Origin of the sequence: Corynebacterium flavescens, assembly GCF_008693105.1 — a bacterium.
GTDB classification, from domain to species: Bacteria; Actinomycetota; Actinomycetes; order Mycobacteriales; family Mycobacteriaceae; genus Corynebacterium; species Corynebacterium flavescens.
In genome coordinates, this window is sequence record NZ_VXKK01000044.1 from 15793 (window position 1) to 30366 (window position 14574).

14 protein-coding genes are annotated in these 14574 nt (G+C 62.4%); 6 read left to right on the forward strand and 8 right to left on the reverse strand.

Going from position 1 to position 14574, the window contains the following annotated elements:
• Window positions 1-18: 18 nt before the first annotated feature.
• Both F4V60_RS11520 and serS read right to left on the reverse strand, forming a co-directional pair.
• The gene (locus F4V60_RS11520; RefSeq protein ID WP_232315932.1) at window positions 19-1941 is read right to left on the reverse strand and encodes a 1-acyl-sn-glycerol-3-phosphate acyltransferase; all 1923 of its coding nucleotides are present in this window, start codon (window positions 1939-1941) and stop codon (window positions 19-21) included.
• Between the two features lie 57 nt (window positions 1942-1998).
• Entirely contained in the window at window positions 1999-3261 is a 1263-nt protein-coding gene (gene serS / locus F4V60_RS11525) for a serine--tRNA ligase (protein ID WP_075730709.1), read from the reverse strand.
• Between the two features lie 65 nt (window positions 3262-3326).
• Here serS and F4V60_RS11530 point away from each other — a divergent pair, with 65 nt between their 5' ends.
• From F4V60_RS11530 to F4V60_RS11540, 3 genes are read left to right on the forward strand one after another with little or no spacing between them, the layout of a single operon-like run.
• Complete coding sequence (locus tag F4V60_RS11530; RefSeq protein ID WP_075730710.1) at window positions 3327-4079, forward strand: GntR family transcriptional regulator; 753 nt, start codon at window positions 3327-3329, stop codon at window positions 4077-4079.
• Window positions 4080-4115: 36 nt separating this feature from the next.
• Window positions 4116-5132, forward strand: coding sequence for a septum formation family protein (locus tag F4V60_RS11535; protein WP_075730711.1), 1017 nt, complete (start codon window positions 4116-4118; stop codon window positions 5130-5132).
• A gap of 43 nt (window positions 5133-5175) precedes the next feature.
• The gene (locus tag F4V60_RS11540) at window positions 5176-5523 is read left to right on the forward strand and encodes a metallopeptidase family protein (protein ID WP_075730712.1); all 348 of its coding nucleotides are present in this window, start codon (window positions 5176-5178) and stop codon (window positions 5521-5523) included.
• Here the strand turns inward: F4V60_RS11540 and F4V60_RS11545 are convergent.
• Together F4V60_RS11545 and pheA are read right to left on the reverse strand one after the other, a co-directional pair.
• Window positions 5520-6191, reverse strand: coding sequence for a histidine phosphatase family protein (locus tag F4V60_RS11545; RefSeq protein WP_075730713.1), 672 nt, complete (start codon window positions 6189-6191; stop codon window positions 5520-5522). The genes F4V60_RS11540 and F4V60_RS11545 overlap by 4 nt on opposite strands.
• 11 nt (window positions 6192-6202) lie before the next feature.
• Window positions 6203-7114: a prephenate dehydratase gene (pheA, locus tag F4V60_RS11550; RefSeq protein WP_075731351.1), complete on the reverse strand. Its 912-nt coding sequence runs from the start codon at window positions 7112-7114 to the stop codon at window positions 6203-6205.
• 32 nt (window positions 7115-7146) lie between these two features.
• Here pheA and F4V60_RS11555 point away from each other — a divergent pair, with 32 nt between their 5' ends.
• The 3 genes from F4V60_RS11555 (at window position 7147) to F4V60_RS11565 (ending at window position 10446) form a co-directional block, all read left to right on the forward strand.
• Entirely contained in the window at window positions 7147-8283 is a 1137-nt protein-coding gene (locus tag F4V60_RS11555) for an amidase (RefSeq protein WP_075730714.1), read from the forward strand.
• Entirely contained in the window at window positions 8280-9011 is a 732-nt protein-coding gene (locus F4V60_RS11560) for a CPBP family intramembrane glutamic endopeptidase (RefSeq protein WP_075730715.1), read from the forward strand. The genes F4V60_RS11555 and F4V60_RS11560 overlap by 4 nt, the downstream gene beginning before the upstream one ends.
• Window positions 9012-9075: 64 nt before the next feature.
• Window positions 9076-10446, forward strand: coding sequence for an LCP family protein (locus F4V60_RS11565; RefSeq protein WP_075730716.1), 1371 nt, complete (start codon window positions 9076-9078; stop codon window positions 10444-10446).
• Window positions 10447-10621: 175 nt separating this feature from the next.
• On the opposite strand, the gene F4V60_RS11570 is transcribed toward F4V60_RS11565, so the two are convergent.
• The 4 genes from F4V60_RS11570 to F4V60_RS11585 form a co-directional block, all read right to left on the reverse strand.
• A complete protein-coding gene (locus tag F4V60_RS11570; protein WP_075731353.1) occupies window positions 10622-11629 on the reverse strand; it encodes an HNH endonuclease signature motif containing protein in 1008 nt (335 codons plus the stop codon).
• A gap of 231 nt (window positions 11630-11860) precedes the next feature.
• Window positions 11861-12781, reverse strand: a complete 921-nt coding sequence (locus F4V60_RS11575; protein ID WP_075730717.1) for a DUF5926 family protein — start codon at window positions 12779-12781, stop codon at window positions 11861-11863.
• Window positions 12782-12802: 21 nt separating this feature from the next.
• Window positions 12803-13507: a glycerophosphodiester phosphodiesterase family protein gene (locus tag F4V60_RS11580; protein ID WP_075730718.1), complete on the reverse strand. Its 705-nt coding sequence runs from the start codon at window positions 13505-13507 to the stop codon at window positions 12803-12805.
• On the reverse strand, window positions 13507-14454 hold the full coding sequence (locus F4V60_RS11585; protein WP_075730719.1) for an L-lactate dehydrogenase: 948 nt from the start codon (window positions 14452-14454) through the stop codon (window positions 13507-13509). The genes F4V60_RS11580 and F4V60_RS11585 overlap by 1 nt, the downstream gene beginning before the upstream one ends.
• Window positions 14455-14574 lie beyond the last annotated feature (120 nt).

Below are 14574 nucleotides of genomic sequence, written 5' to 3' on the forward strand. Positions count from 1 at the left end.
AAAGATTCCTTATTCAAACTAGTTGCTCTCCTCCGCGCGCAGCTCACGTTGCCGCACGATGATATCGAGTACCTCGGCCGCGCCGTCCTTGTCGGCGGTGTAGGTGACAGAGCGGGCGTCACGCAGCACCTCGACCGGGGCGGATTCCAGCGCCACGCTGTTGAGCCAGCTCAGCCCCTCGTCGCCGTGCTGGCTGAGGAATGCCAGGACCTCCTGGGAGCCTTCGGCAGCAGGGTCAATGCCTAGCGCGTCAAGAACGGTATGCGCTGCGTTAGCGCGGGTGGCGGCGTGGGAGGTGATAATAGAGCCCTCGCCATATTGGGTGATGCTCAGTTCCTCGGCGAGTTCATCGCCGAGTGCCTCGCGGATCTGCTCCGGCAAGAGTTCTACGCTGCCGCTGAGTACCCCGGCGGCATCCGCGCTGGCTAGGTGCTGCCAATCGATGCCGGCTTCATCCCCCAAGGCTTGCTCCACCGCGAGCACGGTTTCCTCTGCTAGCGGATGGGAGTCCACGATGTCCTCGCCGTGGCGAATCAGGGCGCCGTTATTCTCAATGAACCAGAGATCTTGGGGCAGCTCGTCGCAGCGGTGGCTGCGCGCGCCCTCGGAGACGAGGACGAGGTGCTCGAGATCGTCGACAAGCGCGGCGAAGAGTTTACGCAAGCGTGCACTGATGGCGCCATCCTCGTAGACAAAAGCCTCCTCGTCAGCGATGACCACCTTGGGCACCTGCGAGTAATCGGCCTTGACTCGGTTGGGCAGGCGCGACATGATGACGCGGGATTGGGCGGCCGCGCCGACGAGCACCTGTTCCACGCGGGATCCGAGGTAGATCTCCTTGCTGCTAGCAGCAAGTTTCTCCTGGGCATCTGCAACATCACTCTTGAGCTGCTCGAGGACCTCAGCGATGCGCTCCTTGCCCTCACCCAGGCCGCGGCTGGCCTCCTCGAGGACGGCGTTGAGATTATCGTGCACCCAGGCCGTGATGTCGTTGGGGGTGGCGTTTTCAGTGTCCTGCTTCTTGGCAGGACTGTTCATGTGTATCTTGGACTTGGTGACATCCGCCAAGCTCAGCGAGATGTCCCGGACGCGATCTTTGAGGCCGGTGAGATCATCACTCAGGCGGCGCACGCGGTAGCGCTCGGACTCGATGGCCTTATCCTGGGACTCTGTCTGTGCCAGGCTGGGCGCTCCCCCGCCCTTGCGCGCGGGCACCCAATACTCGCCGGCAGGCATGGGACCGAACTCATCCTCGTACTCCTGCCACATCTTCTCCAGCTCGGCCTGCATGCGGCGGCGGATCTCTGTGGTATCAGCCTCGAAGTCACCTGTGGGATAGAAAGGCTCGAGTGCGTGGATGAGGATCGGGGTGTTGGTGCGCCCCAGGTGCCGCTTGTGACCCTTGGTCCACAAGCGCTGTGAACCGAAGATGACCTGCGGGATCACCGGAACACCAGCCTCGAAGGCGATGCGTACGGCACCGTTGCGCATGGCGCGAATCTCAAAACTGCGCGAAATCGTGCCCTCAGCGAAGACGCCGACGATCTCGCCGGCTTTGGCTGCGTCCACAGCAGCCTGCAGGGAACGTGAGCCATCGATGCGGTCGACGGAGATGTGCCCCATCAGCCGCATGAGAAAACCGACCCCCGGCTTGGCAAAAATCTCCGATTTAGCCAGGTAGCGCACGAGGCGGTGACGCAGGCGAGGCAAGAACCCGCCGAGGACGAAGTCCATGTAACCGGTGTGATTAAGCACGAGGACCGCGCCGCCGGTGGCAGGGATATTCTCCTCACCGCTCACCCGCATCTGCAGGCCTTGCGCCACGGTCACGCCCTTGGCAGCGCGGACGATCTGCCGATAGCAAAAGTCTTTCGCGCGCCTATTCTTCTTTCGCGCTTTGTTTGCAGATGCCTTCGCAGATGCATCCGATGGATTCGACACGGTGGGCTCCAATGCAAGGCCAGGAAACGATGATCTACTGTGTTCTATTTCGGTTCTTTAGTTCTTCTTTGGCTCAAGCACGTCTTTGCCCATGAAAGGCCGCAGAGCCTTCGGGACGATGACGGAGCCATCAGCCTGCTGGTGGTTTTCCAAGATGGCCACGAGCCAGCGCGTGGTAGCCAGCGTGCCGTTGAGCGTGGCGGCGGTCTGTGGCTTGCCGTTTTCATCGCGGTAACGGGTGGAAAGGCGGCGAGCCTGGAAGGTGGTGCAATTCGAGGTCGAGGTGAGCTCGCGGTAGGTCCCTTGGGTGGGCACCCAGGCCTCGTTATCGAACTTGCGGGCTGCTGAAGATCCGAGATCTCCGCCGGCGATGTCGATGGTGCGATAAGGCAGCTCCATGGCCGCGAGCATGTCCTTTTCCATCTGCAGCAACGCCTGGTGCTGAGCCTGAGCCTCCTCCGGCTTGCAATAGACAAACATCTCCACCTTGTCGAACTGGTGGACGCGCAAGATGCCGCGGGTGTCCTTGCCGTGGGAGCCAGCCTCACGGCGGAAGCACGATGACCAGCCGGCGTACTTGATGGGGCCGGAGGAAAGATCGATAATCTCATCCTTGTGGTAGCCAGCCAGGGCAACCTCGGAGGTACCTACCAGGTACAGATCATCCTTTTCGAGGTAGTAGATCTCATCCGAGTGCTGGCCCAAGAAGCCGGTACCCGCCATGATCTCCGGGTGCACCAGCACCGGCGGAACCATCAACTGGAAGCCTGCCTCGCGCGCCTTTTGGGCTGCCAGCAGCATCATGCCCAACTGCAAGAAGGCACCGTCACCGGTGAGGTAGTAGAAGCGTGCGCCGCCAACCTTGGCGCCACGCTTGACATCAATGAGGCCCAGGGACTCCCCGAGTGCCACGTGATCCTGGGGTTCGAAATCGAAGGTAGGTATCTCACCCACTTCTTCGACGACAATGAAGTCATCCTCGCCGCCGGCCGGGGCACCCTCGACGACGTTGGAGATCTTGTACTGCAGCTCTTCCACCTTGGCCTCGGCAGAGCTTTGAGTCTCCTCTGCCTCCTTGACGCGGGCCTTGAGCTCGTTGGAGCCCTCGAGCAGGCGCGGGCGGTCTTCCGGGGCGGCCTGCCCAATCTTCTTGCCAAAGGCTTTTTGCTCGGAGCGTAGCTCATCCGCGGTCTTAATTGCGCTGCGGCGGGCCTCATCGGCCTCGATCAGCGAATCAACTAGAGAGGGGTCCTCGCCACGGGTTACTTGGGAGGCTCGGACAACATCGGGATTTTCGCGCAGGTACTTGAGATCAATCACGTGCTAGATCCTACCGCACCGCCCCAGCCTTGCAGTGGTAATAACCAGCGATTTATTATGTAGACATGTCCTCCCCACACGCACTGCCCGCCCGCACCATCAGCGACGGCCCCATTCCCAAGCACGCGCAGTTGCGTGACATCCTCTCTGAGCTGTGCCAAACCACCCTCAAGCCGGGCGATATCCTGCCGGGCGAGCGCATCTTGGAGGAAACCTACGGTGTTTCCCGCATCACCGTGCGCCGCGCCATCGGGGATCTGGTCGCAGCCGGGCGGCTGCGCCGAGTCCGCGGCAAGGGAACCTTCGTGGCCCCCAACCCGCTCGTCTCCCGCCTGCACTTGGCCTCTTTCTCCGATGAGATGGGCGCGCAAGACGTCAAGGCCTCCTCGAAGATTTTGTTGGGCGGGCGTAGCACCGCACCGGAGGAGGTCTCCGCGTTCTTCGGCACCGATCCCTCCCTCCCGCACACGCACCTGCGCCGCCTGCGCCTGGGTGATGGCGAGCCCTATTCCATCGATGATGGCTGGTATAACTCCGCCTACGTGCCCAACCTGCTCGAAAATGACATCTATAGATCCGTCTACGCCATCTTGGATTCGAACTTCCGCGCCCCCATTACGGAGGCCGACCAGACGGTGACTGCGATCGCCGCGGATCCCGCCGTCGCCAAGCTGCTCGACGTGGAACCCGGCACGCCCCTGCTCCACATCATCCGGCACTCCCGTTCGGGCGATCGCCCCGTGGAATGGTGCTCTTCCGTCTACCGAACGGACCGCTACCGGCTTAACACCCGGGTCAGCAGGGCCCGCGACATTTAGCAGCAACGGCCGGTGACCAGTAGGATTGGAGTTCTTATGAGTAAATCTTCCTCTTGGCGCTCGGCTGCGGCGGTGAATTGGCTCCTGATCGCGGCCCTCATCACCGCCGCTTTCCTGGGCTCCTATGAATACTTCGCGCCGAGTAAAGAGAACGCGGCGGAATCCGGCGAATCCGCAGGTGGAAGCAATAGCACCGCGACTACCGCGGCCGCTGTCGCCGCCTTCTCCTCGGCCGAGCCGGGAACCTGCCTGACATGGGATATTTCCGCAGATTCCCCCGTCAGCAACTTCCAGGAAGTTACTTGCGACAAAGAGCACCGCTTCGAGGTCTCCGCGCGCGAGGATCTCAGCACCTACCCCACGAGTGAATTCGGCCCCTCGGCCACGCGCCCGGAGCTCAACCGCCAGGATCAGTTGCGCGATGAACTGTGCCAGTCCTCCACGCTGACCTACCTCAAGAGCAAGTGGGATCCCTCCGGAAAGTTTGACATCGCCTCCATTCTGCCGCCGCAAGGCGCGTGGGACGAAGGGGACCGCACGCTGCTCTGTGGCCTGCAGACCACCGATGATAAGGGAGTCCCGCAGCTGAGCACCGGAAATGTCGCCGCCGTGGATCAGTCCATCCTCGCCTCGCCCGGGCAATGCCGTGTCATCGGTGAGGACCAGGTCGTGCGCACTGTGGACTGCTCTCAGCCCCACCAGCTCGAGACCGTCTCCACGGTCAACCTGGCGGAGAAGTACCCCGAAGGCTATCCCGGTTCCGAGGAGCTGGATAAGTACCTCGGGCAGACCTGCACCGCAGCGGCCACCGAATACTTGGGCAACGAGGAAAACCTCTACCAATCCACGCTGCAGCCTTTCTGGGGATCACTATCTGAGGGCTCCTGGAACGGCGGTTCTCGCTCGGTGAACTGTTCCCTCGTCCACTCCAATGAGAATGGTTTTTCCACCATCACCGGCTCTGCCAAGGGCGGCCGCGATGCCCTTAATATCGACGGAAAGGCTCCTGAGGAGCGCCCCGCCCGCGACCCCATCCGCGAACCCGCCCGCTAGAAAAGCCGGTGGGTGCCTGGGACTGAAAGGCAGCTTTAAGACTATGGTGCATGTTTCCGAGGAGCGCTTCGACGAGATGCTCAATGACGCCCTCGATAAAATCCCCGAGGAATTTGTCCGGCGCATGCGCAACCTTGTCATTTTGGTCGAGGACTATAACCCGGAGCAGCCCAACCTCCTCGGGCTCTACGAAGGCGTGGCGCTGACCCACCGTACCTTCGACCACACCGGCCACCTGCCGGATGCCATCACCATCTACCGCGGCGCCCTCCAGGACTGGTGCTCCACCGAGGAAGAATTAGCTCGGCAAGTAGAAGTAACCGTTTTTCATGAATTCGGGCACTACTTTGGCTTCGAGGAAGAAGAACTCCACGCACTCGGCTGGGGCTAGTTCGCACGCCCCGGGTCCATCTCGGTATCGGCCCACCTGGTCAACGTCCACTGACCGAAGTCCCGCCCGCGCGGCTCCATGATGGTGAAACGGCAATTGGGCATATAACCACTGAAGGCAAAGTCTGCATCGATGCCGGTGGCGTGGCAGGTTGCCACCCTAATCGCCGCCCCGTGGCTGACAATGATGGCATCCTCCTCCGCGTCCAAGGTGTGAGCCACGCTCTCCAGGGTGGGGCGATAACGCGCGAGCAGATCGAGGTAGTTCTCCCCGCCCGGCATACGGGCCCCGGCGTCCCCATCGAGCCAACCCCGCAGGGTGACCATGTACTCGCGGTGGGAGTCCTCACTATTGCTCATCTCCAGATCGCCGGCAAATACCTCATGGATACCGCTCAACAGGGAGACTGCGATGTCGTGGGCGGGCAAGCCGCGAGTCTGTTCCCAGGAACGCGCGGCCAGCTGCGCGGTCTGCTGCGCGCGCAGAGCCACCGAGGAGTAGATCTTGAAAGGCCGATCCCCCGTGAGGGCGGTTAGTTCCTTGCCCACGCCCTGGGCTTGGGCGCGTCCGCGCTCAGTCAGCTCGGCCCCGGGTGGGCGAGTATCAAGCATGCGCTGGATATTGGAAAAGGTCTGGCCGTGGCGCAGGAGGATGATTCTTCCGCTCATGACTGCCTAGACTATCGCCCGCTTCGCGCGCTCGCTATCCAAGCATCGGCGGCGGCCAGCCGGTTGAGATCCCGTGGGGCCTCCCCCAGCTGCGTGGCCGAGGGCCAAGACCCCACAAAGATCAATTCTTGAGCCCGCAACCACAGCGCGCGCAGGGCCTCAGCCACCGGCTGATCCTCGATATGGCCAATCAAATCGGTGTGGAAACGGTAGATTCCTAGACCCTGCCGCGTGGGCCGCGATTCGATACGGGATAGATCCACTCCGCGATGCGCAAACTCCTCGAGCGCGCCGACCAAGGAGCCCGGCTCGTTGGGAAGGGTGAAAATAACTGAGGTGCGGTCTTGTCCCGTGCGCTCGGTGGGTTTGCCCGCCGGGCCGACAAGGACAAAGCGCGTGGTCGCGCCTTTCACGTCTGCTACCTCGCTGGACAAGGTGTCCAGCCCAAACAACTCCGCCGCACGGGCCGGGGCAGCGGCGGCATCAACCTCACCGCGAGCCACGGCCTCGGCGGCAGCAGCATTCGAGCTTGCCGGCACGTACTCGACCGCGGGGAGATGATCCTGCAGCCACCCGCGCACCTGCTGATAGGCCACTGGGTGGGTGGAGAAGGAAGCGACATCGCAAAGCTGCATGCCGGGCCGCGTCATGATGGAGAAGGACACCGGCAGATCCACCTCCCAGTAGATCTGGACCGGCCTGCCCTCCACGAGGGCGTCATAGGTGGCCGTCACCGCACCATCCACCGAGTTTTCTATGGCCACGCAGGCATAATCAGCCCGACCCTCGCGCACTGCGCGCAGCGCCGCCGAGGGCGAATCAACCGCTACAGGCTCCACGGCGCTAAATCGTGGGGCAAAGGCCTGCAAGGCCGCCTCCGTGAAAGTACCCGCCGGACCCAGGAATGCGATGGTGGTGCTCATGGCCATTAGCTTATCCCCTAGACTTATGCGGCATGGAATTCAGCTTGGAGCAGTTGCGGGCGGATCTGCGCGGTCTTTCGCCGCAACACCACGGATTCACTCACCTCGACCTCGACGGGCGCCCCCGCAGTACCGGGCGCCTAAGCGGGTGGATACTCTCCGCCAAAGACCTCAATGACGTCGAGGGTATGCCCACCACTCTCGGGTCGGTGCACCGGCAATACGTGGCCGATGAGACGGATCCCTTCCTCGCTCAGCTCGAAGAGGAGGGCGCGTTGCTCGTGGGCAAATCCGCCGCCCCAGAGCTGGGCCTCACCGTCGACACGGAACCCATCGGCCTGCCCCACCCCGTCAACCCGCTGCACCCTGGCGCGACACCGGGTGGATCCTCCGGCGGCGCAGCCGTGCAGGTAGCCCGCGGCCTTCTGCGCGCTGCTCACGCCACTGATGGCGGCGGTTCCATCCGCGTCCCTGCCGCGGCGTGCGGGGTGGTGGGTTTCAAACCCGCCGGCATTGATTTGGCCGCCACCGGCTTCATCACCCACAGCGTGGCCGATGCCGCTTTGCTGCACAACATTGTCCCTGCGGTGCCACGCGCGCGCATCGGCATCCTCATCGAGCCCCTCTTCGCGCAGACGGGCGTTGACCCCGTCATGCTGCGCGCAGTCGAGGAAGCCGTATCCACTTTGGAGGGCGCCGGCTTTGAGACTGTTGCGATTTCTCCCTATCCCCAGGCCGCCCACACTTTCCAGACTTTCCAGGATCTCTTTACCTACCGCCTGCGTTCCCTCCCCGATGCTGAGGATTACGTGGCCTGGCTGCGGGACAAGGGCCGGCGCGTCAGTGCGGCCGAGTACACACAGGCTCGCGCGCACAGCCGCGCTCTCCCAGAGCTTCTGGCCCAGCACTGGCAGGTTGATGCCATACTCAGCCCGATGCTGGCCTTCGATCCACCGCCCCTGGGTTCCTTCCGGGGGAACGCTCATCAGGAGAACTTCGACGCGCAGACCCGCTGGTCCCCGTGGGGTTCCCTCTTCAATGTGGCGCACCTGCCGGCCATCTCGGTGCCTTGGGCGCTGCCCGGGCGCGCCCCGGTTGGCCTCCAATTGGGCGCAATTACGCTTGACGACGCCGCCTTGCTCGGCCTCGCCGGAGTCCTACACCGATGAGGCTCGATCGCGGCCGCCAGGAGATTCTCCTCGTCCTCGCCTTGACCTTCGGGCTCTCCGGGGTGCGCTCCATCCTCAACCTCATCAGTTCCCTGGCCGCGCCGGAGAACCTCAATGCACAGCAGGTCACGCTCAACGCCACCGCCTCCCGGCTGCCGTTTATCGATCTAGGCTTGCAGCTCTGCAGCGCCGCCGCCCTTTTTGCCTATGGTGCGCTGGCCCTTTATCTCTTGGCCGGCGATAAGATTTCCCTGCCGCGCTGGCGGCCGCGTGACGGCGTGCTCGGTGTGGGCCTGGCTGCCGTCATCGGCATCCCTGGACTCGCCTTCTACCTGGCCGCTCTCCACTTCGGTTTGAGCAAAGAGGTCGTGCCCACCGACTTCGACAACGCCTGGGTGGAGGTTCCAGTCCTCCTCATTAAGTCCTTTGCCAATGCCTTCGCGGAGGAGGTAGTCGTAGTCTTCTGGCTTATCACTCGCCTGCGCCAGCGAAAATGGACCCTACCTGCCGCACTCGCCGCCTCCTCCATCCTGCGCGGTTCCTACCACCTCTACCAGGGCATATCCGCCGGCGTGGGCAACATCGTGATGGGCGTTATCTATGCCTACTTCTTCCACAAGACCGGCCGGGTATGGCCGCTTATCATCGGCCATTTTCTTATTGACGCCGTGGCCTTCCTAGGCTATTCCTTCCTCGGGCCGCTTCTTAGCCCTTACTTCGGGCTCTGATTTTTGCGCCTCCAGCACTTTCTCGATCCCGGGGCTTTGCGCCGATCATTGTAAGGTGTAGCGCATGACTGATTCTGGACGGGACCCAAGAAGGGAAGCGCGCCGCGCCGGCGACGCACGCTCCGAGGAGTTCGTGCTCGGTGCGGATGGCCGGCCGTTGACAGATCGCTACGGTCGTCCGGTGCGGCGTCGCAAAGCCGCCAACCCCCAGCGCCGTCCACCACGCGCCGAGCCGCACCACGAGTCCTTTCCTGCGGTTCACCCCCAGGAAACGCGCTTTGACTTAGGCTCCACGCATTCAGCGCACGAGCAGCGCCGACCCCTGCGCGGGCAGCAACCACAGCAGTACCGCCCGCAGCAGTATCGCACCGATCGACCCGATCCGTATCGCACCGATCGACCCCGCCAGTACCGCACCGATCGACCCGATCAGTACTCCCCAGAGCAGCGCCGTTCGGCGGGCCCGCAGGTCCCACGCAACTACTCTGCACCCCCGCGCTCTGCGGTACCGCACCGCCGCCGCAAGAAGAAGGCGCCAGTGCGTGTAATCGGTGGCTGCATGGGCTGGGGGCTGGCCATCATATTGGTCCTGGCTCTCGTCTTTACACTGTGGACGGATGCGCGCTTGACCCGCGTGAACGCGCTGCCTGAACAAAGAGTGGCCAATACCGCGGGCACGAACTGGCTGCTCGTGGGCTCAGACTCGCGTCAAGGGCTGACCGAGCAAGAGCAGGAGCAACTCGGGACGGGCGGCGACATCGGCGTCGGACGCACCGACACCATCATGCTCTTGCATATCCCCCGCTCAGGCAAGGCGCAGCTGGTCTCGATCCCACGCGATAGCTATGTCGAGGTGCCGGGGTTCGGCATGGACAAGATCAACGCCGCTTTTACCTACGGCGGTCCGCAGCTTTTGACCCAGACGGTGGAGCAATCCACCGGACTGCGCGTGGACCACTACGCCGAGATCGGCATGGGTGGGTTGGCCAATGTGGTGGATGCCGTGGGTGGCGTCGAGCTCTGTGTGGCAGAGCCTATCGATGATCCCCTGGCCGGAATCAACCTCGGGCCAGGCTGCCAGAAGATGCAGGGCCCGGAAGCCCTAGGCTATGTGCGCACCCGTGCCACCGCCCTCGGTGACCTCGACCGCGTGCAGCGCCAGCGGGACTTCTTCGCGGCTTTGCTGCACAAGATCACCTCCCCGGGGACTCTGATTAACCCCTTCCGGATGGTATCCCTGGTTAATCAGACTGCGTCCTCGTTCATCGTGGGAAGCAAGGACCACGTCTGGCACCTAGCGCGCGTGGCGCTGGCCATGGGCTCTGGAGTTGAGACCCAGACCGTGCCCATCGGCGGGTTCCAGGACACTGAGGTGGGCAACGTCGTCTTATGGGATGATGCCGCCACAGCCCAGCTCTGGGATTCGATGCGCTAGTTATTCGGTTGAGTTTGAGCCCGGCTCTTCCGGGTTTTAGAGGGCGTGGTGGGACTGGCATATAAGAAGCGAGTCCCTTGCCGGTCTTTCCCGGGATCATCGCCCTAGTCCTGCCCGCTTGCCCGCTGGGGGTTTGTTTTTGGGGTGCGGGAAGTCGCCGTTGGGCGGTGTTGTCCTAACGGCTAGTGTGTGGTGGCTGCCAGACTACTGTCCCGCCCTGTCGGGTAAGGCGCCCGCGCCGTGGTGGCGCATTCGGATCGTCGTCATTGATGCCGTTGTGATAACTACACAAGGTCACCAGGTTGGCAACGTTCGTCTCCCCACCATGACTCCACGGTGTGAGATGGTGGAACTGGCCTCTTTCTGCTGGGGTGTTACAGCCCGGCCACGCACACGTAGGGTGCTCTGCTGCCAGCATCGTGCGCTGCTTAACCGATGCGAATCGCTCAAAGCGGTACAAGTCCACCGGCCCCTGCGCCCGGCTTATCACCGTAATAAGACCCTCGTTGGCGCAGGCGCGTTCCACAAGCTGCGTACCGGTGATAACAGCCCCACTGGTGGTGCGTACTACAACATCATCGCGCTCGCGGCGCAGGATTGTGCCGTAGTCCTCCAACTGGAGGACTGCCATGGTCGTCACACGAGTACGTGCAGCCGGGGCCCCGTCTGCTTTGCCGAGCATGCGGGCGATAAAGCTCTCGCCTGGCCGCTTATGGTCGATGGTTCGGAAGGCATCCGCCATATCCAACCCATTGCCGGTCACTGTCAAGGTAGCCAGCCCGTTGGGGTGTTGGCGTAGCATCGCACGCTCGCAATACTTGCGGGGAACACGCATCTCACGCAGCCGGCGCCTAGCTACCGCGGTAACATGCTCGCCTGGGGTGGAGCATAATTCCACCCGCAGGTTCCACGCATCCAGTTTCCCTGTGATGCGACGGGTAAAGGATTCGATGTGTTGCAGGGTGCTCAGGGCGTGCCCATTGCGCCGAGCAGCATCAAGGGCTAAGCGCTGCTTGCCCGTATAAGGCGTGGGGCCGAAGTAGATGGCGTGCAGGCCTATAAGCTCGGCGGCATCCTGCGCGCTAGCCCCCATCTTCTCAAGGTCCGGCGCAGATAGCCCCGAGCATTCAGCAACGAGGTCAACACCTCGGCTAAGTTGTGCGAAATACTCCTGCAAGCCCATGACCGCCACGCTAAGCCACCGCCAAGCGGTGCGACAATCCCCAACCCGCACCAAACAAGGAAACTGTGGATAACCCGCCCGCGCCGGACGCAGTTATCCACAGACGGGCCGCCCAGCCAGAACTCGGCAGTGCAATAGCAAGGTCATTCGGCTTATCCTGAATGATCGGGCTCGGTGCTGACCAACAAAATCACTGCACTCTACAACCGGAAGAGCCCTCACACCTTGTCTCTAGCGCAGAGTGACCTGGCGGGACTTGATGTTCTCAAGCTGCTTGCGCTCCTCGGAATCAAGCTGGGCGTCGTTGTGGATTTCCTTTTCTAGGGCCTCATCCACGCGGGAAAGCTCTGCTTCGTAGGAGTCGAAGGCAACCTGCGGATCGAGGTCGAATACTGGGGCGATGAGACCGTGGGTGCGGAATACTCCGGCAAACTTGGTGCCTTCCCCGAGGTTCAGCTCACCGCGGGCTGCGACGCGAGCAAGCGCGTTAAGCAGGGCGGTTTCTTCCTCGGCGGGGCGCACCCAGCGGATATAGGCCTTGCCGCCGCCGGCGTTGGCCCAGAAAGCGGCTCCGGTGATGGACTCGCCCACGAGGTGAGCCTCGATGACGGAATCGTTGGCGGCCTGCATGGACTGCGCCACCTGTGCATTGGTGGTCGCGCCTTCCGGAATCCACCAAGAGAAGTCCTGGTAGACCTCGATGTCGAGGGTGGCATCCTTATCAAGTAGCTCGCTCAAGGCAGGCTCGGTGCCATCGGCCACGGTGGATTCCAAGGTGGCGCCGGGCTTGTTGTTCTTTACCCAGTTGAGGGCAAAGGCAAGGTCGCGCCCTGGGTTGTGGCTGTGGGATTGCACCTGGAGTGCCACGTAGGCATTCCCACCGAACTCATCCTCGCGGATAAGAGCGGCGGAGGCACCGGGCAGCACGGTGGCAACGTAGACGTCACGGTCGAAGCCGCGGACCTTGAGCGGTGCCGTGGCGGAGGGGGCGAACTCTTGCAGAGCGATGAGGCTGGCTTCTGCGGCGAGTCCGCCAAAGGGGCGCGGATCCTTCTCCAGCGCCGCGCGCTCGGCGGCACGCGCCGCCAGCTTTGCCTGGCGGCGGGACATGCCCTCGGGCAGGTTTTCTTGCTTCTTTTTCTTCTTGGCCATAGGCACCAAGATACCTGGGTGCTAGAGCTCTATGGCGTGCAGGGCCACTTCCGGTTGGTTGGTGGCGAGCATGTCGACGCCGTTGGACCACGCCCACTTCATGTCCTCGGGACGATCCACCGTCCACAGGTAGGTGGGAAGCCCGTGGGCGCCGATGGCGCTGGGCTGCATCTTCGCGCGCAGCAAAGACATGCCCAAGCCGGTAGGGCGCGAAAGCAAAATATCGGGCCGGTTGAAGTGACGCTCCCAATCCCGCCGCAGATAGATGCGATCGATGTCGGGAGCAATGCTGCGTATGCGCCGCATTGCTTTGTGGGAGAAGGAAATCATGTGAATACGTGGATCATCCAACAGTCCCGCGAGGCGCAGACGGTTCACCATCTCCTGCTCAAGCTTCTCTCCGTTGGGTGAGGGATGCTTGGTTTCAATGTAAATATGGTGCGGCTTGCCCTCCATCATCTCCAGCAGCTCATCGAGCAGGAACATGTGTTGGCCTTCGCCGATATCGACTTGGCGCAGGTCTTCCCAGTCCATCTCGGCGATGTGACCGGGGTTGCCGGCAACACGCTCCAAGGTGGCGTCGTGGTTGACCACGACCTTGCCGTCACGGCTTAAACGGATGTCGCATTCGATGCCATGGATAGGCAGTTCCATGGCTTTGGCAAAAGCTAGAGGGGATAGCTCCGGATATTTTCCGGAGTATCCCCTGTGGGCAACGATTTTCACTATCCGAAGAACTCTTCCTTGATTTCGTTCAGAGTCTTAGCCGAGGCATCGAAGCGCTCTTGCTCGTGCGCGTTGAGCTGCAGCTCAATCGGGCGCGCGATGCCGCCGCGGTCGATGATGGCCGGGGTGCCAATGTAGAGATCATTGACGCCGTACTCGCCCTGGAGGTAGGCCGATACCGGCAGCGCCACGCCCTGGTTCTGGATGATGGCGCGGGTGATGCGGGCCAGACCCATGCCGATGCCATAGGAGGTGGAGCCCTTGGCGTCGATGATCTTGTAGGCCGCGTCGCGGGTCTCTTCGAAGATGGTCTCGATGCGCTCGGCGTAACCGGGCTGCTCTTCCAACTTCTTCGCCAGCGGGACGCCGGCGATGTTCGCGGTGGAGACCACGGGGAGCTCGCTGTCGCCGTGCTCACCAACGATGTAGGCGTGAACGGAGGTCGGTGCGACATCCTCGAGCTCGCCGAGCATGTAGCGGTAGCGGGCCGAGTCGAGCACGGTGCCCGAGCCAACTACACGGTGGTGGTCGAGGCCGGAGGCCTTCCACACTGCGTAGGTCAGGATATCGACAGGGTTCGATGCGACAAGGAAGATGCCATCGAATCCGGCCTTCATGACGTCTCCGACGATGGAGTTCATAATCTTGACGTTCTTGCCCACGAGCTGCAGACGGGACTCGCCGGGCTTTTGCGCAGCGCCGGCGCAGATGACCACCATTGATGCATCCGCGCAGTCGGCGTAGGTGCCGGCGGTTACGCGGGTGCGGGTCGGTGCCCAGACGACACCGTGGTTGAGGTCTTGGACGTTGCCTTCCAGCTTCTTTTCATCGATATCGATGATTGCCAGGTGGTCAACAGTGCCTTGGTTGATTAGGGCGAAAGCGTATGCGACTCCCACATCGCCAGCGCCGATGAGTACGACTTTGTTTCCAACGAATTTTGCCATGCCCCCATTGTGCGTCAGGTCGCTCAAGAATGCGCGCTATGCGCACGATCTCACACAACCAAATGTCCGATCTCACATTCTGGCGATTATTCGGACACTATTGCTTGCACTACGGGCGTG

Bases quoted from the DNA above. Each gene is read 5' to 3' on its own strand.
- F4V60_RS11530 (WP_075730710.1), top strand. From the start codon at position 3,327: ATGTCCTCCCCACACGCACTGCCCGCCCGCACCATCAGCGACGGCCCC.
- F4V60_RS11535 (WP_075730711.1), top strand. From the start codon at position 4,116: ATGAGTAAATCTTCCTCTTGGCGCTCGGCTGCGGCGGTGAATTGGCTC.
- F4V60_RS11540 (WP_075730712.1), top strand. From the start codon at position 5,176: ATGGTGCATGTTTCCGAGGAGCGCTTCGACGAGATGCTCAATGACGCC.
- F4V60_RS11545 (WP_075730713.1), bottom strand. From the start codon at position 6,191: ATGAGCGGAAGAATCATCCTCCTGCGCCACGGCCAGACCTTTTCCAAT.
- pheA (WP_075731351.1), bottom strand. From the start codon at position 7,114: ATGAGCACCACCATCGCATTCCTGGGTCCGGCGGGTACTTTCACGGAG.
- F4V60_RS11555 (WP_075730714.1), top strand. From the start codon at position 7,147: ATGGAATTCAGCTTGGAGCAGTTGCGGGCGGATCTGCGCGGTCTTTCG.
- F4V60_RS11560 (WP_075730715.1), top strand. From the start codon at position 8,280: ATGAGGCTCGATCGCGGCCGCCAGGAGATTCTCCTCGTCCTCGCCTTG.
- F4V60_RS11565 (WP_075730716.1), top strand. From the start codon at position 9,076: ATGACTGATTCTGGACGGGACCCAAGAAGGGAAGCGCGCCGCGCCGGC.
- F4V60_RS11570 (WP_075731353.1), bottom strand. From the start codon at position 11,629: ATGGGCTTGCAGGAGTATTTCGCACAACTTAGCCGAGGTGTTGACCTC.
- F4V60_RS11575 (WP_075730717.1), bottom strand. From the start codon at position 12,781: ATGGCCAAGAAGAAAAAGAAGCAAGAAAACCTGCCCGAGGGCATGTCC.
- F4V60_RS11585 (WP_075730719.1), bottom strand. From the start codon at position 14,454: ATGGCAAAATTCGTTGGAAACAAAGTCGTACTCATCGGCGCTGGCGAT.